The organism is Afifella sp. H1R (assembly GCF_021462425.1).
GTDB classification, from domain to species: domain Bacteria; phylum Pseudomonadota; class Alphaproteobacteria; order Rhizobiales; family Afifellaceae; genus Afifella; species Afifella aestuarii.
Map to the genome: position 1 here is coordinate 257,859 of NZ_JAKEDY010000002.1, position 16,426 is coordinate 274,284.

The 16,426-nt window shown below is 65.1% G+C and carries 14 protein-coding genes; 10 read left to right on the forward strand and 4 right to left on the reverse strand.

Features of this window, described 5'->3' with window-relative positions; genetic code table 11:
* Positions 1–58: 58 nt before the first annotated feature.
* On the reverse strand, positions 59–1,153 hold the full coding sequence (locus L0F51_RS12850; protein ID WP_234629622.1) for a polyamine ABC transporter substrate-binding protein: 1,095 nt from the start codon (positions 1,151–1,153) through the stop codon (positions 59–61).
* A 153-nt stretch (positions 1,154–1,306) separates the two neighbouring features.
* Positions 1,307–2,722 (reverse strand): short-chain fatty acyl-CoA regulator family protein, encoded by a 1,416-nt coding sequence (locus tag L0F51_RS20195; RefSeq protein ID WP_234629623.1) that lies wholly within the window; start codon positions 2,720–2,722, stop codon positions 1,307–1,309.
* 222 nt (positions 2,723–2,944) lie between these two features.
* Here L0F51_RS20195 and aceA point away from each other — a divergent pair, with 222 nt between their 5' ends.
* The 3 genes from aceA to katG all read left to right on the forward strand — a co-directional run bounded on the left by aceA (position 2,945) and on the right by katG (position 7,139).
* Complete coding sequence (aceA, locus tag L0F51_RS12860; RefSeq protein ID WP_234629624.1) at positions 2,945–4,252, forward strand: isocitrate lyase; 1,308 nt, start codon at positions 2,945–2,947, stop codon at positions 4,250–4,252.
* 117 nt (positions 4,253–4,369) lie between these two features.
* Positions 4,370–4,603, forward strand: coding sequence for a hypothetical protein (locus L0F51_RS12865; protein WP_092809024.1), 234 nt, complete (start codon positions 4,370–4,372; stop codon positions 4,601–4,603).
* Positions 4,604–4,949: 346 nt separating this feature from the next.
* Positions 4,950–7,139, forward strand: a complete 2,190-nt coding sequence (gene katG / locus L0F51_RS12870) for a catalase/peroxidase HPI (RefSeq protein ID WP_234629625.1) — start codon at positions 4,950–4,952, stop codon at positions 7,137–7,139.
* Between the two features lie 216 nt (positions 7,140–7,355).
* On the opposite strand, the gene L0F51_RS12875 is transcribed toward katG, so the two are convergent.
* Positions 7,356–8,171 (reverse strand): class I SAM-dependent methyltransferase, encoded by an 816-nt coding sequence (locus L0F51_RS12875; RefSeq protein ID WP_234629626.1) that lies wholly within the window; start codon positions 8,169–8,171, stop codon positions 7,356–7,358.
* Positions 8,172–8,313: 142 nt separating this feature from the next.
* Between L0F51_RS12875 and L0F51_RS12880 the strand changes: the two genes are divergently transcribed.
* Positions 8,314–9,336, forward strand: coding sequence for an AraC family transcriptional regulator (locus L0F51_RS12880; RefSeq protein ID WP_234629627.1), 1,023 nt, complete (start codon positions 8,314–8,316; stop codon positions 9,334–9,336).
* Positions 9,337–9,460: 124 nt separating this feature from the next.
* Here the strand turns inward: L0F51_RS12880 and L0F51_RS12885 are convergent, their stop codons facing one another.
* Positions 9,461–9,826 (reverse strand): MmcQ/YjbR family DNA-binding protein, encoded by a 366-nt coding sequence (locus L0F51_RS12885; RefSeq protein ID WP_234629628.1) that lies wholly within the window; start codon positions 9,824–9,826, stop codon positions 9,461–9,463.
* Between the two features lie 211 nt (positions 9,827–10,037).
* Here L0F51_RS12885 and L0F51_RS12890 point away from each other — a divergent pair, with 211 nt between their 5' ends.
* The 6 genes from L0F51_RS12890 (at position 10,038) to L0F51_RS12915 (ending at position 16,426) form a co-directional block, all read left to right on the forward strand.
* Positions 10,038–10,859 (forward strand): CerR family C-terminal domain-containing protein, encoded by an 822-nt coding sequence (locus tag L0F51_RS12890; protein WP_234629629.1) that lies wholly within the window; start codon positions 10,038–10,040, stop codon positions 10,857–10,859.
* A gap of 1 nt (position 10,860) precedes the next feature.
* Positions 10,861–11,841, forward strand: coding sequence for an HlyD family secretion protein (locus L0F51_RS12895; RefSeq protein ID WP_234629630.1), 981 nt, complete (start codon positions 10,861–10,863; stop codon positions 11,839–11,841).
* Positions 11,838–12,785 carry an ABC transporter ATP-binding protein gene (locus L0F51_RS12900; RefSeq protein ID WP_234629631.1) on the forward strand — a complete coding sequence of 316 codons (948 nt, stop codon included), beginning with the start codon at positions 11,838–11,840 and terminating at the stop codon, positions 12,783–12,785. The genes L0F51_RS12895 and L0F51_RS12900 overlap by 4 nt, the downstream gene beginning before the upstream one ends.
* A gap of 1 nt (position 12,786) precedes the next feature.
* Positions 12,787–13,920 carry an ABC transporter permease gene (locus tag L0F51_RS12905; protein ID WP_234629632.1) on the forward strand — a complete coding sequence of 378 codons (1,134 nt, stop codon included), beginning with the start codon at positions 12,787–12,789 and terminating at the stop codon, positions 13,918–13,920.
* A gap of 120 nt (positions 13,921–14,040) precedes the next feature.
* Complete coding sequence (locus L0F51_RS12910) at positions 14,041–14,928, forward strand: MipA/OmpV family protein (RefSeq protein WP_234629633.1); 888 nt, start codon at positions 14,041–14,043, stop codon at positions 14,926–14,928.
* A gap of 82 nt (positions 14,929–15,010) precedes the next feature.
* Positions 15,011–16,426 carry a glutamine synthetase family protein gene (locus tag L0F51_RS12915; RefSeq protein ID WP_128292212.1) on the forward strand — a complete coding sequence of 472 codons (1,416 nt, stop codon included), beginning with the start codon at positions 15,011–15,013 and terminating at the stop codon, positions 16,424–16,426.

Here is a 16,426-nt window from a genome sequence, read left to right on the forward strand (position 1 = left end):
GTAACCCTTCCCTCGTTGGAGGCCGGGCAGAATGCCTGCCCGGCCATTTTCCGGCCTCTTACTGCCCGGTCTTGACGCTCGTCCAGGCGCGCGTGATGAGCCGCTGCGCCTTCGGGTCGTACGGGTCGACCGTGTAGAGCTTGTCCATCACGTCCTTCGGCGGATAGATCGCCGGATCGCCGATGATCTCTTCATCGAGATATTGCTGCGAATCCTTGTTGCCGTTGGCATAGAAGACATAGTTCGACGCCTTGGCGATGACATCGGGACGCAGGATGTAGTTGATGAAGGCGTGGGCGTTGGCGGGATGCGGCGCATCGGCCGGGATCGACATCTGGTCGAACCACATCTGCGCGCCCTCCTTCGGGATCACGTATTTGACGTTGATCCCTTCGGCCTCCGCGTCGATCGCCTGAAAGACATCGCCCGACCAGCCGACCGCCATGCAGATATCGCCGTTGGCGAGAGAATCGATATAGGCGGAGGAGTGGAACTTCTGAATGTACGGGCGCACGGACTTCAACAGCTCTTCCGCCTTGTCGATGTCGTCCGGATTCGTCGAATTCGGATCGAGGCCGAGATAGTTGAGGGCGGCCGGGATCATCTCCGTCGGCGCGTCGAGCATGTAGACGCCGCAATCCTGAAACTTCGAGATGACGTCAGGGTCGAAGACCATATCCCAGGACTTCACCGGCGCATCGGGCATGCGCTCGTTGATCATATCGACATTGTAGCCGATGCCGGTCGTGCCCCACATGTAATTGACCGAGTATTCGTTGTCGGGATCGTATTTCGATACCCGCTCGGCAATCGTGTCCCAGACATGGCTGAGGTTGGGGAGTTTCGACTTGTCGAGCTTCTGCATGGCGCCGGCCTGGATCTCGCGGGCGAGAAACGGCGAGGCGGACGGCAGGACGACATCGTAGCCCGTGCCGCCGGAGAGCAGTTTGGTTTCCAGGATCTCGTTGGAATCGTAGACGTCGTAGACGACCTTGATGCCGGTTTCCTTGGTGAAGTCTTCAAGGATGGATTCGTCGATATAGTCCGACCAATTGTAGACGTTGACGACCTTCTCCTCGTCCTGGGCCAAGGCCGGACTGCCGGAGGCAGCGACGATCGCCAGGGTGGAGACGAGACAAAGAGCTCTGAACAAGAGCACCTCCCCTGTTGGTGGGCTTTCACTGCACGCATAGCGGCCATTCCCCGGCAACATAGGGGCAAGCCGCGGCAAGCTTCAATCGTCGCGAGACCAAAAACGCCGCGTTTTGGAATAACGAAAGTCGCAGGTGCGCCGGCGCCGTGACGCTCAGGGGATCTCCCGGTCGGATTTGCCGATGCGGTAATCGTGCAGGCTCGCCGGCCGCGTCGCCGGCGGCTGGGCGCGATGGGCGCAGCCTTCCCGCTCGCACAGCCGGCAGGTCACACCGACGGGCCGCGCCGGGGCGGAGCGAACGAAATCATAGACGGTCGCCTCGGCAAAACGCTCGGGGAAGACGAGAAGCGTCGCCCGTAAAGGCGGCGGCAGCGTCTTGTCGGCGAGCGCTTCGGATTCCCGCATGGCGAGCGCGAAGAAGGTCGCCCCGTCGGGAAAGGACAGGCGCGCCGCGAGCACGCCGCTTTCCGTCCGCCGGTCGAAAATCGGCAGGCGCCCGCAGGCGGCGCCAAACCGGGCAAAAGGAAAACCCGCGCCTCGGATGCGGGTGATCACGGTGCCGGCGCCGTCGAGCACGACGAGGGCGGCCTCATCGACATCGCCTTCCGGATTGCCGGCAAGGGCTGCAAGCCGCGCCATGATGCGGGCATTGCGGGTCTGGAAGCGCTGGCTGAGCCCGGCGAGATCGAAGCGGAATTCGCGCGCCGCCGCGGCAAGGCGCGGGGCCGGGATCAGGATCGCGTCGGCGAGACGACGTGCGAAGCCCGCCCGCAGGAGACGCTGCGATTCCGTATCCTTCGGCGCGGCCTGGGCCGCGAGCTTGTTCAAAAGCGGCGCATGGCCGGAATAGGCGACCTGCAGCGCGACGAGCCAGGCGCGATCGACGAGCGGCACGGATTCGGCAATGAAGAAGCGCATCGAATGGCGATCGAAGCGGGCGCGCTCGTCCGGCAGCGCATGAGCGGGCAGGATCCTGAGATCGATGCCATGGCGCTCGCGCAGATGCGCCTTGAGCGCCGCAAACGGATCATCGCGCGGGGTCAGCTCTTCCGCCAAAGCCGCGGCGGTGTCTTCCAGTTCGGGAAACCACGGCCCCGCCTCCTCGAACCAGGTCGCGACCCGGTCGAAGGGCAGCCGCGCGCCCATCTCGGTGCGGATCTCGCCGCCTTCGGCCAGAAGCTGCGACAGTTCCGAAAGCCGCCCGGCCCCTTCCATATAGGCTTCGTAGAGACGCGAGATGCCGCGCACCACGTTGGGCGCCGCCTCCGCCACCTCTTCCAGCTCCGACGGGCTCGGCACTTCCGCGGCCAGAAGCGGATCGGCGAACACCGCCTTGAGGGCGTCGAGATCGACCCCCTCCTCGTCGAGCTTGAGTTCGCTCGCGCTGATCTTGAACGCCGCCTGCAGCTTCAACAGCACCTGCACGGTCAGAGGCCGCTGGTTGCGCTCGATGAGGTTCAGGTAGCTCGAAGAGATGCCGAGGGCTTCGGCCATGTCGGCCTGGGTCAGGCCGAGGCCGTTTCTGACGCGCCTGATGCGCGGACCTGCGAATATCTTGCGTTCCGCCACGATCGCCTCCCCCACCGCGTCGTTGCAACGTCTGCCAACTTACGACCGCCGCGAGATTTTGTAAATTCCTTACAACTTCGACAAAAACACGCGTGCAAGACTTACAAGTTCACCCGTTTCACGCGATTTTCCGGCTTTTCGCCCTGGCATTTTGTGCGCCGCATTGTAAATGAGCCTCACAAAGACGGGAACAGACACAAGAAGTCTAGTAAGGAGATTGACATGACCGATTTTCAGAGCCTTCTTCCGAACGCTCCGGCCGATCGCTACGAGGGGATCGAGCGGCCCTATACCGCAGAGGATGTGAAGCGGCTGCGCGGATCTCTGAAGATCGAGTATTCGGTGGCCGAGCACGGCGCCAACCGGTTGTGGAAGCTTCTCCATGAAGACGACTTCGTCAATGCTCTCGGCGCGCTCTCCGGCAACCAGGCCATGCAGATGGTGCGTGCAGGCCTGAAAGCCATCTACCTTTCCGGCTGGCAGGTCGCGGCCGACGCCAACGTCGCCGGCGCCATGTATCCCGACCAGTCGCTCTACCCGGCCAATTCCGGCCCGGAGCTCGCCCGCAAGATCAACCGCACCTTCCAGCGCGCCGACCAGATCGAGACGTCGGAAGGCAAGCAGTCGGTCGACACCTGGTACGCCCCGATCGTCGCCGACGCGGAAGCCGGCTTCGGCGGCCCGCTCAACGCCTTCGAGATCATGAAGGCCTATATCGAGGCCGGCGCGGCTGGCGTGCATTTCGAAGATCAGCTCGCGTCTGAAAAGAAGTGCGGCCATCTCGGCGGCAAGGTCCTGATCCCGACGGCGGCCCATATCCGCAACCTGACGGCGGCGCGTCTTGCGGCCGATGTCTGCGGCGTGCCGAGCCTCGTCATCGCCCGCACCGATGCGGAAGCGGCGAAGCTTCTCACCTCCGACATCGACGAGCGCGATCGTCCCTTCGTCGATTACGACGCCGGCCGCACCGCGGAAGGCTTCTACCGGGTGCAGAACGGGCTCGAGCCCTGCATCGCCCGCGCCGTCGCCTACGCCCCTTACTGCGACCTCATCTGGTGCGAGACGTCGAAGCCCGACCTCGAACAGGCGAAGCGCTTCGCCGAAGGCGTGCACAAGGCGCATCCGGGCAAGATGCTCGCCTACAATTGCTCGCCCTCGTTCAACTGGGAAAAGAACCTCGACAAAGAGACCATCGCCAAGTTCCAGCGCGAGCTCGGTGCGATGGGCTACAAATTCCAGTTCATCACGCTCGCCGGCTTCCACCAGCTGAACTTCGGCATGTTCGAGCTCGCCCGCGGCTACAAGGATCGCCAGATGGCGGCCTATTCGGAGCTGCAGCAGGCCGAATTTGCGGCGGAATCCGTCGGCTACACGGCGACCCGCCACCAGCGCGAAGTCGGCACCGGCTATTTCGATGCCGTGTCGATGGCGATCACGGGCGGCCTGTCGTCGACCACGGCCATGGGCGAATCGACGGAATCCGCTCAGTTCCACTCCGGGGAGGAGAAAGCCCAAACGCGCGCGGCGTGACCGGGTTGATTTTCCGGTCAGAAGACGCGCAACCTAAAGGCCGCGGGAGAGCGATCCTCTCCCGCGGTCGCAATTGAGCCCGGCGACCGAACTGGGCGCGCAAAGAAAGTGGAGACGATGTTGACCAAACCGCCGGTGAAGGAGCGCGCAGAAGCGCTTTCGTCCGAAATGACTGACGCGCAGCAGGCAGCCATCCGCGTGCTCGCCAACGAACTGCACCGGCTGAATCAGGCCGTGATCGGCTGCGTCGATGCCGGCCTTTCGGTCGAATTGCAGCGCACCGCCCGCCACCATTCCGAAGACGGCTTCTGGGGCGATCTGCTCGTACCGATCGTGGTGAAGCAGCGCTAGACGGGCTTTTCGGGCAACGCGTTTTGCGCGCGGGCCGGAGCCTGCGGAGAGGCGTGGCCGGGCCCTCACAGGGCGAAGGCGCAACGTTACCCTGGCCCTCGGCCGGATCCATCTCTTTTCGACGGCCGTCGCGGCACACCGCGGCGGCCGTTTCCTTTGGCGCACGCCTCAGCCGCCGCATGCGGTCCTCGTCCGCTCCCCCAAAACCGCCCCGAACACGACACCCGCGCGCTGCGCACGCACGTCATCAGCGTTTCTTATTAGAGCGATTATAAAAAGAAGGCTTCACCTATCGGCCGGCGGCAGATAATTTCTGCTCCTGATAGAAACGTCCAAGGAGGCGCACATGGATGCGAAAGTAGACGACGGTTCCGGCGGCTGCCCGTTCAGTGGCGGGAAACGCGGGGCCCGCAACAGCGAATGGTGGCCCGAGCAGCTCGACATCTCGACGCTGCACCGCAACTCCGACTTGTCCGATCCGATGGACAAGGACTTCGATTACGCAAAAGAGTTTCAGAGCCTCGACCTCAACGCGGTCATCGAGGACCTGAAACAGCTCATGACGGATTCGCAGGAGTGGTGGCCTGCCGATTTCGGCCATTACGGTGGCTTGATGATCCGCATGGCCTGGCACTCGGCCGGCACCTACCGCATCACCGACGGGCGCGGCGGCGCCGGGGCCGGACAGCAGCGCTTCGCGCCTTTGAATTCCTGGCCCGACAACGCCAATCTCGACAAGGCGCGCCGGCTCCTCTGGCCGGTGAAGCAGAAATACGGCCGCAAGATCTCCTGGGCCGATCTGATGGTGCTCGCGGGCAACGTCGCGCTCGAAACCATGGGCTTCAAGACGTTCGGCTATGCCGGCGGCCGCGCCGATGTCTGGGAGCCGGAAGAGCTCTACTGGGGCCCCGAAGGCACCTGGCTCGGCGATGAACGCTATTCCGGCGAGCGCCAGCTCGAAGAGCCGCTCGCGGCCGTGCAGATGGGTCTCATCTACGTCAATCCGGAAGGTCCGAACGGCAAGCCCGATCCCGTCGCGGCGGCGAAGGACATCCGCGAAACCTTCTATCGGATGGCGATGAACGACGAAGAGACCGTGGCGCTCATCGCCGGCGGCCATTCCTTCGGCAAGACGCACGGCGCGGGCGATCCCTCGCTTCTCGGCCCGGACCCGGAAGGCTCGGCGGTCGAGGATCAGGGCCTCGGCTGGAAGAGCGGTCACGGCACGGGCTTCGGCGACGATGCCATCACCGGCGGTCCGGAGGTCACCTGGACGCAGACGCCGACCAAGTGGAGCAACTACTTCTTCGACAATCTCTTCGGCTTCGAATGGGAGCTCGAAAAGAGCCCGGCCGGCGCCTATCAATGGGTGGCGAAGGATGCGCCGGCGGAAATCCCGTATGCGCATGACCCGAGCCGCTTCCGCAAGCCGACGATGCTGACGACCGATCTCGCGCTCCGCTTCGACCCGGACTACGAGAAGATCTCGCGGCGCTTCCACGAGGATTTCGACGCGTTCGCCGATGCCTTCGCGCGCGCCTGGTTCAAGCTCACCCACCGCGATATGGGCCCGAAAGTCCGCTATCTCGGCCCGCTCGTGCCGCAGGAAACGCTGCTCTGGCAGGACCCGATCCCGGCGGCCGACCACGAGCTGGTGAATGCTGCGGACATCACCGATCTCAAGGCCAGAATCCTCGCCTCCGGCCTGTCGGTCTCCGAGCTCGTTTCCACGGCCTGGGCCTCGGCCTCGACCTTCCGCGGCTCCGACAAGCGCGGCGGTGCCAATGGCGCACGCATCCGCCTCGCCCCGCAGAAGGATTGGGAGGCAAACGAGCCCGAAAAACTCGCCAAGGCGCTGCAGGCACTCGAAACGATCCAGGCGGACTTCAACGCCGCCCAGACCGGCGGCAAGAAGGTCTCGCTTGCCGATCTCATCGTGCTCGGTGGCACCGCAGCCGTGGAAAAGGCGGCGAAGGATGCCGGCGTCGATGTCGCCGTGCCGTTCACGCCGGGCCGCATGGATGCGAGCCAGGAAGAGACGGACGTCGATTCCTTCCGCGCCCTCGAGCCGCGTGCCGATGCTTTCCGCAATTACCTGAGCGGTCGGCAATTCATGCGGCCGGAGGAGGCGATGGTCGACCGGGCGGAGCTTTTGACGCTCACCGCCCCGGAAATGACGGCGCTTCTCGGCGGCATGCGCGTCCTCGGCGCGAACTATCAGAACGCGCCGCACGGCGTCTTCACCCACCGGCCGGGCACGTTGACGAACGATTTCTTCGTCAACCTCCTCACCATGGCGACGCAATGGCAGCCCGTTGCCGACGGCACCTATGAGGGGCGCGACCGCAAGACCGGCGAGGTCAAATGGCAGGCGACGCGCGTCGACCTCATGTTCGGCTCGCACTCGCAGCTGCGTGCGCTTGCCGAGGTCTACGCCTGCGCCGACAGCCAGGAGAAGTTCGTGAAGGACTTCGTCGCCGCATGGACGAAGGTGATGGAGGCCGACCGCTTCGACCTCCAGGCCCCGCGCCACTGAGGCCAACCATCGCGTCGCATGCGCCGGATGCCAATCCGAAATCCGGCGCATGGGACAAGCGAAACAGCTTGGGGCACGGCCGAAAGGCCGTGCCCCTTTGATTTGCGCCTGACAGACAGGTCTCGCCCCCGCCTTGAGCAATCGTCTCTCTCCAGGAGACGGTCGAAAGAGGGGCCATCCACGGCAGGCATGCCGGAAGACCACACGCCGGCCGCATCAGCTGCGGTCGATCACGACTTCCAGATACTCGCTCGGCACGATCAGCGCGGCCTCGCCGCCGCGGTTGAGGTCCTGAAGGAGTGTCACGATATCCGCCGCCAGCGCCGCCTGACCGGCGGGGTCGAGCGCCGCAAAGGCGCGATTGGTCGGCCCATACCAGGTGCGGAAAACGTCCACCCAATGCTCGGCGGAGCGATAACGGAACGTGTAGATGCGCGGCTTCACCGTGATCCGACACGCCGGAAAGAGCTCCGCGAGCCGCTCTTCCGTTCCCCAGAGGGAGGGTGATCTCAGCCCCGCCGGCGGCGGCACATGCCGGCCGATCACCTTGAAGAGCCGGCCGATGAAGCCATCCGGCGTCCAGTTGGCGAGGCCGATGCGCCCGCCCCGGCGCACGACGCGCCGCATCTCGCGCGCCGCCTTCTCCTGATCGGGCGAAAACATGACACCGAAAGTGGAGACGGCGACGTCGAAGCTTTCGTCCGGGAACGGAAGCTCCTCCGCGTCGGCCTCCGTGAAGGAGACGGTCTGGCGCTCCGCCTCCGCGCGCTCGCGCCCGCGCTCCAGCAGGCGCGGCACATAGTCGGTGGAGGTGACCAACGCGAAACGGCGGGCGGCCGCGAGCGTCGCGTTGCCGTTGCCCGCAGCCACGTCGAGCACGCGCTCGCCGGCGCGCAGATCGAGCGCCTCGCAAAGATCCTCACCGACAATCTGCAAGGTCGTGCCGATCACCGAATAATCGCCGGTCGCCCACATGGCCTGCTGACGCTGTTTGATGGCGCCGAGATCGGACGCCGCAGCAAGAACTGTCATTTTCTGGTTTCCTCATCCCTAGAACAGGAGCCGCCGGGCCTCTCGACACTCCCTTGACAGTTTTTCTGCCAAGGGATGGACTGCTCTTCCAAGTACGCTCTGCCCGACAGATCCGGGCGGAGTGGTAGATGCGGAGACCCGGTTGCAGAATGATCGCGCGTCCGCCTCTTCCGACTGTCCGTCCGAACAAAAGGGGCCGCCAACCCCGGACCCGCTGTCGGATGTTCTTCGTGCAGTCCGGCTGACGGGCGGCGTGTTTCTCGATGTGCGCCTGACGGCGCCCTACAGTGTCGTCACGACACTGATGGCGGAGGATTGCCGCTCGATCCTGCAGGATCCGCTGCAGCTGATCTTCTTCCACGTCGTCCTCGCCGGACACATGCTCCTGCAGATCGAGGGCGAACCGCCGCTCGAGGTGGAGGGCGGCGAAGTCGTGCTTCTCACCCACAACGACGTGCATACGCTTTCCAGCGCTCCCGGGCTTGCCCCCATCGACGGGCAGAGCCTCATGCGCCTGTCCGAAGGCGGCGGCCTGACCCGCATCGTGCATGGCGGCGGAGGCGAAGAAACGCATCTCATTTGCGGCTTCCTCGGCAGTTCGGAGGCGATCAACCCTGTCTTCGCGCTCCTGCCCCGCGCCCTCAAGCTCGACCTCCGGCAGGCGGCCTCACGCGAATGGGTGGAGAGTTCCGTGCGCTTTGCGGTCGCCGAGCTCGTCGAGGGCCGCCTCGCCTCCTCCGGCGTCATGTCCCACCTCTCCGAGGTGCTGTTCGTGGAGGCGGTGCGCCATTTCCTGGAGCGCCGCGAAGATCATGCCGGGTGGCTGCGGGGCTTCCAGGATCCGCACATCGCTCAAGCGCTCGCCCTGATTCACCGGGATGTGCGCACCGAATGGCTGACGGCCGATCTCGCCCGCGCCGTCGGCATGTCACGCAGCACCTTCGTCGAACATTTTACCGACCTCCTCGGCGTCCCCCCGATGCGCTACCAGAGGCAATGGCGCATGCAGCTCGCCTGTCAGCAGCTGCGCGAGGGGCGTCTTGGCATCAGTCAGATCGCCTACGACGTCGGCTACGATTCCGTGGAAGCCTTCAGCCGTGCCTTCAAGCGGGTGATGGGGACGACACCGGCCGATTGGCGGAAGGCGTCGAAGCGCCCGGCGTGATGCGCCGTCTCGCCCTCCCGCAAATGCCGAGCTCGCGCTCTGGGTCGATTTCCGCCGGCCTCGCCTGCCAGCCGACCGCACCCGAAATTCTGCGTGTTCAATCCTCTGAGTGGGGATCCAACCGTCACGTCTCCTGCAGATCGAGGCCGAGCTCCTTTTGCTTCTTCTTCGAAAGCCCAGATGCCACCAGGCGGTGAGAGGCGCGGAGATAGGCGCGGAGGTCTTCGTCGGAGAGGCCTTGCGCAAAATCCTGGATCCAGGTGAGGCCGCGCGAGGCGAGATAAGGCGCCGGGCGGAGCCCCGGCTCCTCCTTCAAAATCTCGAACGAGATTTCCGTCGTCTTGAAGGTGAAGGCCGGCCGCTCCTCGTGCCAGCCGCCGATCGCAAAGACCTTGCCGCCGACCTTCCAGACATCCGCCCCGCCCCATTGCACGACATGGGTCGTGGCCGGCAGCGCCCCGCAGAAGGCGTTGAATTGCTCGTAGGTCACATCCCGCCTCCTCTGGTGGCGGCAACCGCCGTCTCTGCCCGGGTACCACTGCCGTCCGGCCTCCCGATGACGGCAACCGCCCTTCCGCGCCCCGGCTAGCATGTTCCGCGGGCCTGCGCAGCCACGACATGACGCATTCAAACGAACGTTTGACTTAAACGATCGTTTGATGGATGATTATGCCTAGATCAAAGGCCGGAAAGTCCTATCCATGAGCAGAAACCCCGTGTCGCAGCGCCCCATGGTGCAGCCCCCCATGCTGCATCCCAAGGAAGGCGCTCGCCGGCCGAAATCCTCGGAGAATGCCACCGGCGCGTCCAGGGCGCCGGCGGAGGAACCCGCAGCGCCCCGGCGCTCGCCGGCGAGCCCGGCCAACGTTCCGGGCGACACGACGCGCGAACGCATTCTCGATGCGGCCTTGGAGCTTTTTGGCGAGCGCGGCCTGCATGCCGCCTCGGTGCGCGATGTCGCCAAGCTCGCCAAGGCCAATGTCGCCGCGATCTCCTACCATTTCGGCGGCAAGGAGGAGCTCTATCTCGCCGTCGCCGGCCATGTCGCCGCGATCATGGGAAGCCGGATCGCAGAACGCGCGCCGCAGATCGTCAATTCCGCCCCGCCCGCGAACCCGCAGGAGGCGCTTGCCCATCTCGAGCTCGCCTTCGATACGATCGTCGACGTCATCGTCGGCCATGAGGACATGCGCCGCGTCTCCCGTTTCATCCTGCGCGAACAGATGAGCCCGACGGCGGCCTTCGACATCATCTATGCGCAGGTGATGGAGCGCATGCACCGCACGGTGTGCCTCAATTTCGGCGTCGCCACCGGGCTCGATCCCGACAGCGAGACCGTGCGTCTCAGAACTTTTCTCCTCATCGGCCAGGGCATCTTTCTGCGCGTCGCCGAGGCCGTGGTTCTGCGCCGGCTCGGGGCCGACCGGTATACCCCATCGCTGCTCGACGAGATCAAGGCGATGCTCCGGACGCATCTTCATCTCGTCGTGACGGAGTTGCGCGGCCGGAAGGGGGAGGCATGAGATGCGTGTCGCCGGTGCCCTTTTCGTCGTCCTTGCGGCTGTCGCGGCCCTGTCCGCCTGCGGGCGTGCCGGCGAAGCCGATGCGCCGTCCCTGCAAGGCTATGTCGAAGGCGACTTCGTCTATGCGGCGCCGGAAATCGCCGGGCGCATCGCCGACATAGGCGTTCGGGAAGGGGCGCAGGTTGAGGCCGGCGCCCTCCTCTTCACGCTCGACCGCCAGACGATCGAGGCGGAGTTTCGCCAGTCGGAGGCGGAACTCGCCGCCGCCGAGGCCGAGCTCGCCGACCGCCGCGAAGGTCAGCGGCCCGTCGAACTCTCCGTCATCGAGGCGCAGATCGACAAAGCCCGCGCCTCCCGCGATCAGGCGGAAAAGGAATTTCAGCGCCAGCAGGATCTCTTCCAGCGCGGCGTCATCGCCAAGGCGCGCCTCGACCAGGCGAGCGAAACGCTTTCCGTCGCCGAAGCGCAGCTTGCCGAGGCCCGGCGCCAGAAGGACGTCGCCACGCTGCCCGCCCGCAAAGCTCAGATCGAGGCGGCGGAGCGCCAGGTCGAGGCGGCGCGCGCCGGCGTCGCTCAGGCGAAGACGAAGCTTGCGAAGACGAGCGTGCGCGCGCCGGAAGCGGGCCTCATCGACGATGTCTATTACCGCGCGGGCGAGGTCGTCGCCGCCGGCGAGCCCGTCCTTTCGCTTCTGCCGGAGAGCGAGCGCAAGATCGTCTTCTTCGTGCCGGAACCGCAGCTCGCGCAGCTGCCGCACAATGCCGAAATCGCCATCTCCTGCGACAATTGTCCGGCCGGTCTCACGGCAAAAGTGACGCGCGTCTCGGCGGAAGCGGAATTCACGCCGCCGGTCATCTTTTCGGAAAAACGCCGCGGCAAGCTCCTCTTCCGCGCCGAGGCCCGCCCGGTCGGAGACACGGCACGCCTGCGCGTCGGGCAGCCGGTCGATGTGCGTCTCGTCGCTGCGGAGCCCGGATCATGAGGTCGGGCACCAGCCAAAGCGATCGCGCCCCCGTCATCGAGGTCGAGGATCTCACCAAGCGCTTCGGCGGCAAGGCGGTCGTCAAGGACATCGACCTTGAGATCGCGCGCGGCGAGATCGTCGGCTTTCTCGGCCCGAACGGCTCCGGCAAGACCACGACCATCCGCATGATCTGCGGGCTCCTGCATCCCGACGGCGGCAGCGGCACCTGCCTCGGCTACGACATCCTCACTCAGGCCGAAGAGATCAAGCGGCGCGTCGGCTACATGACGCAGCGCTTCTCGCTCTACGAGGACCTGACGATCGAGGAAAACCTCGTCTTCGTCGCCCGCCTCTACGGCATGACAAACGTGCGCAAGGCAGCCAAAGACACGCTCGACCGTCTCGGCCTCGCCTCGAGGCGCGACCAGCTCGCGGGCACGTTGTCCGGCGGCTGGAAGCAGCGTCTCGCGCTTGCCGCCTGCACCATGCACACGCCCGAGCTCCTTCTCCTCGACGAGCCGACGGCGGGCGTCGATCCGAAGGCACGGCGCGAATTCTGGGACGAGATCCACGAGCTCGCAGAAACGGGCCTCACCGTCCTCGTCTCCACGCATTACATGGACGAGGCGGAGCGCTGCCACCGCATCGTCTATATCGCCTACGGTACCATCGTGGCGCGCGGCACGGTCTCAGAGATCATCGACCAGTCGAAGCTCACCACCTTCATCTTGAGCGGCAAAGGCGCGCCGGCGGCCGCCAAAGCGCTGACGGGGGCAAAGGGCGTCGAACAGGTGGCGCCCTTCGGCAGCGAGGTGCATGTCGTCGGCTCCGATGCGCAAGCGCTCGAAACCGCGATCGATGCCGTCAAGAGCGACCACGACATCGCCGTGCGCCAGGGCGAGACGACGCTCGAAGACGTCTTCATCCGCCTGATGAGCCAGGCCCAGGCGCTGGAGGGGTGAGATGGGCCTGATCTCGCTCTCCCGCATCAAGGCGGTGCTCCTCAAAGAAGTCATCCAGATGCGCCGCGACCGGCTCACCTTCGCGATGATCATCGGCATCCCGATCCTGCAGCTCATCCTCTTCGGCTATGCCATCAACACCGATCCGAAGATGCTGCCGACGGGCGTTCTCGTCCTCGACGGCGGGCCGGTGTCACGCGCCATCGTCGCGGGCATGGAAACCTCCGGCTATTTCGACATCGCCGCCCCGCTCGCCCGCGAGGCGGACGCGCGCGCAGCGCTCGAAGACGGCTCGCTCTCCTTCGTCCTCACCATTCCGCAGAATTTCGAGCGCGATCTCGTGCGCGGGCTTTCCCCCGAAGTCGTCGTGGAAGCCGACGCGACGGATCCCGCCGCCTCCGCCAACGCGCTCGCCGCCATGCCGGAGATCGTCAGCCGCGCCATCGCCCATGTCCTGAGCGGCCCGCTCGGCGCCAAGAGCGCACAGGCGCGCAGCGCCGACGTCATCATCCACCGTCTCTACAATCCGGAGGGCATCAGCCAGTACAACATCGTGCCGGGCCTCCTCGGCACCATCCTCACCATGACCACGACCTTGATGACGGCGCTCGCCCTCACCCGCGAGATCGAGCGCGGCACGATGGAGAACCTCCTTTCCATGCCGGTCAAACCGGTTGAGATCATGATCGGCAAGATCGTGCCCTATATCGGCCTCGGCCTCATCCAGGTCGTCGTCATCCTCGCGGCCGCGCTCATGCTCTTCAACGTGCCGATGCTCGGCAATTACCTCGCCCTTCTCGTCGCCGTCACCATCTTCCTCGCCGCCAATGTGACGCTCGGCTACACCTTCTCCACGCTCGCCCGCACGCAGCTCCAGGCGATGCAGATGACGTTCTTCTTCTTTCTGCCGTCGATCCTTCTTTCGGGCTTCATGTTCCCCTTCCGCGGCATGCCGGAATGGGCGCAGATCCTCGGCAATGTCCTGCCGCTCACGCATTTCCTGCGTGTCGTGCGCGGCATCATGCTGAAGGGCAGCGACCTCTCCTTCGTCTGGCCGGAAATCTGGCCGATCCTCGCCTTCCTCGGCGTCATCGCCACGCTCGCCCTCATCCGCTTCCGCAACACCCTCGACTGAGCGCAGCGCGACAACCCTCCGCAGTAGAGGCGTGGCCGCACCGCCACGGTTTCCGAAAAAGCCCATCGCCGGACGATTCGTTTCTTTGCTGTGCAGCGTGGAGCCGGTAGCGATTGTTCCATGCAAGAGCTTGGCGACATCATCGAGAATTCGGCCGGCAGACCAGCCGACAGATCCGGGAAAACGCGGCGGGTTCACCCGCGCGCCGCGATCCGTGCGTTCGCAGGCAGTGTCCTGGCGGCGTTCGTCGCCGCCTCGTCGGCCACCTCGCCCGTTGCCGCGCAGGAAACGCCCGTTCCCGCCGAAAAGAGCAGCCACGATCTCATTCTGGAGCTCGGCGCCGGCGCCTCGGTGCAGCCCGCCTATGAGGGCGCGGACGATTATACGGTCCAGCCGCAGCCCTTCGTCGCCCTGCATTATCTCAGCCTGCCGGTCTTCGGCGAGTTCGGCGGCAAGCCGGAACAGGGGCTTTCGGTGAGCCCGTCCTTCCGCGTCGTGCGCGAGCGTGACGACAGCGATTATTCCAAGCTGCGCGGCATCGGCGACGTCGATACGGCGGTCGAACTCGGCGGCGCCGTCAAATACCGGTGGAACGATCTCGAAGCCTATCTCGCGCTGCGCCGCGGCGTGACGGGCCATGACGGCTTCGTCGGCGAGACGGGCGTCAATCTCGTGACGCATCCGACCAACAAGCTCGAAATCACGGCCGGTCCCCGGCTTTCCTTCGCCGATGCGGAATATCTGCAGACCTATCTCGGCATCACGCCGGAGCAGGCGGCGGCCTCGGGGCTTGCGGTCTTCGATCCCGACGGCGGCATCAAAGGTGTCGGAGCCTCGCTCGAAGCGCGTTACGCCTTCACCGAGAATTGGTCGGTCGTCGGCCAGGCCAGCTACGAGCGACTCGTCGGCGATGCTGCGGATTCACCGATCACCGATGTCGGCAGCGAGAACCAGTTCACGGCGGCTCTCGGCCTCACCTACAAATTCGGTCTCGACCTCTTCGACTGAGCTGCGCCGGCGGCCGTTTGACCGCCCATTCGCCGAGCTTCGCCTTCGCCTCATCATCGGGTATGAAGGGGGCGAGGTGATCATGACCGAATCGCACAAAGCCACGGCCACGCCGACGGACCCGGAAACCTCTCTCCGACGCGGCGTCGCCAACAGTGAAGAAGCCCGGCGCTGGTGCCGGGAACGGGCCATCGAAGACATCGAATGCATCGTGCCGGATCAGGCCGGTGTCGCCCGCGGCAAGCTGATGCCAACCGGAAAGTTCTTCGACGACAAGCCGATGACGCTGCCGGCGGCGATCTTCACCCAGACCATCACCGGCGATTATCCGGACCGCGACGAAGAGGAATATGCCGAATCGATCACGGACGGCGATCTCATCTTCCGCCCGGATTTCTCCACCCTCGCCGTCGTGCCCTGGGCGTCCGACCCGACCGCGCATGTCATCCACAACGCCTATCACCGCGACGGGCGTCCGGTGGAAGTTTCCCCGCGCCGGGTGCTGCAGCAGGTCATCCAGCTCTACAACGACGCCGGCATCCAGCCGGTGGTGGCGCCCGAGCTCGAATTCTATCTCGTCAAACCCAATCTCGATCCGGATTATCCGCTCGAGCCGCCGGTCGGACGATCCGGGCGCACGGAGCGCGCCCGCCAGGCCTATTCGATCTCCGCGGTCAACGAGTTCGAGGCCCTCTTCGACGACATCTACGAATTCTCAGAAGCCCAGGGGCTCGAGATCGATACGCTCGCCCACGAGGCGGGGACGGCGCAGATGGAGATCAATCTGCGCCACGGCGATCCCGTCGAACTCGCCGACCAGGTGTTTCTGTTCAAACGCACGATCCGCGAGGCGGCGCTGCGCCACGAGATGTACGCGACCTTCATGGCGAAGCCGATTGCCGCCGAACCCGGCTCGGCGATGCACATCCACCATTCGGTGGTGAGCCTTAAGACGGGCGACAACATCTTCTCCACGCCCGACGGCGGGGCCAGCAAGGAATTCCTCTATTATATCGCCGGCCTGCAGACCTACATTCCGCGCGCCATGGCGATGATGGCGCCGTTCGTGAATTCCTATCGCCGCATCACGCCGCACACCTCGGCGCCGATCAACATGCGCTGGGGCTACGACAACCGCACCGTCGGACTGCGCGTGCCCCTCTCCGATCCTGCGGCGCGGCGCGTGGAAAATCGTGTCCCGTCCTCCGACGCCAATCCCTATCTCGCGATCGCGGCGTCGCTCGCCTGCGGCTATCTCGGTCTCGTCAACAAGCTCGAGCCGGACGAACCGGCGGCCGGAACGGGCTATGACGCGCCCTTCACCCTGCCGCGCTCCATCCTCGATGCCGTCCAGCTTCTGGAGAACACGCCGGAACTGGTGGAAATCTTCGGCAGCCCCTTCGTCAGCATCTATCGCGGCATCAAGGAAACCGAATACGAAACCTTCATGGGGGTGATCAGCCCCTGGGAGCGTGAATACCTCCTTCTCAGCGTCTAA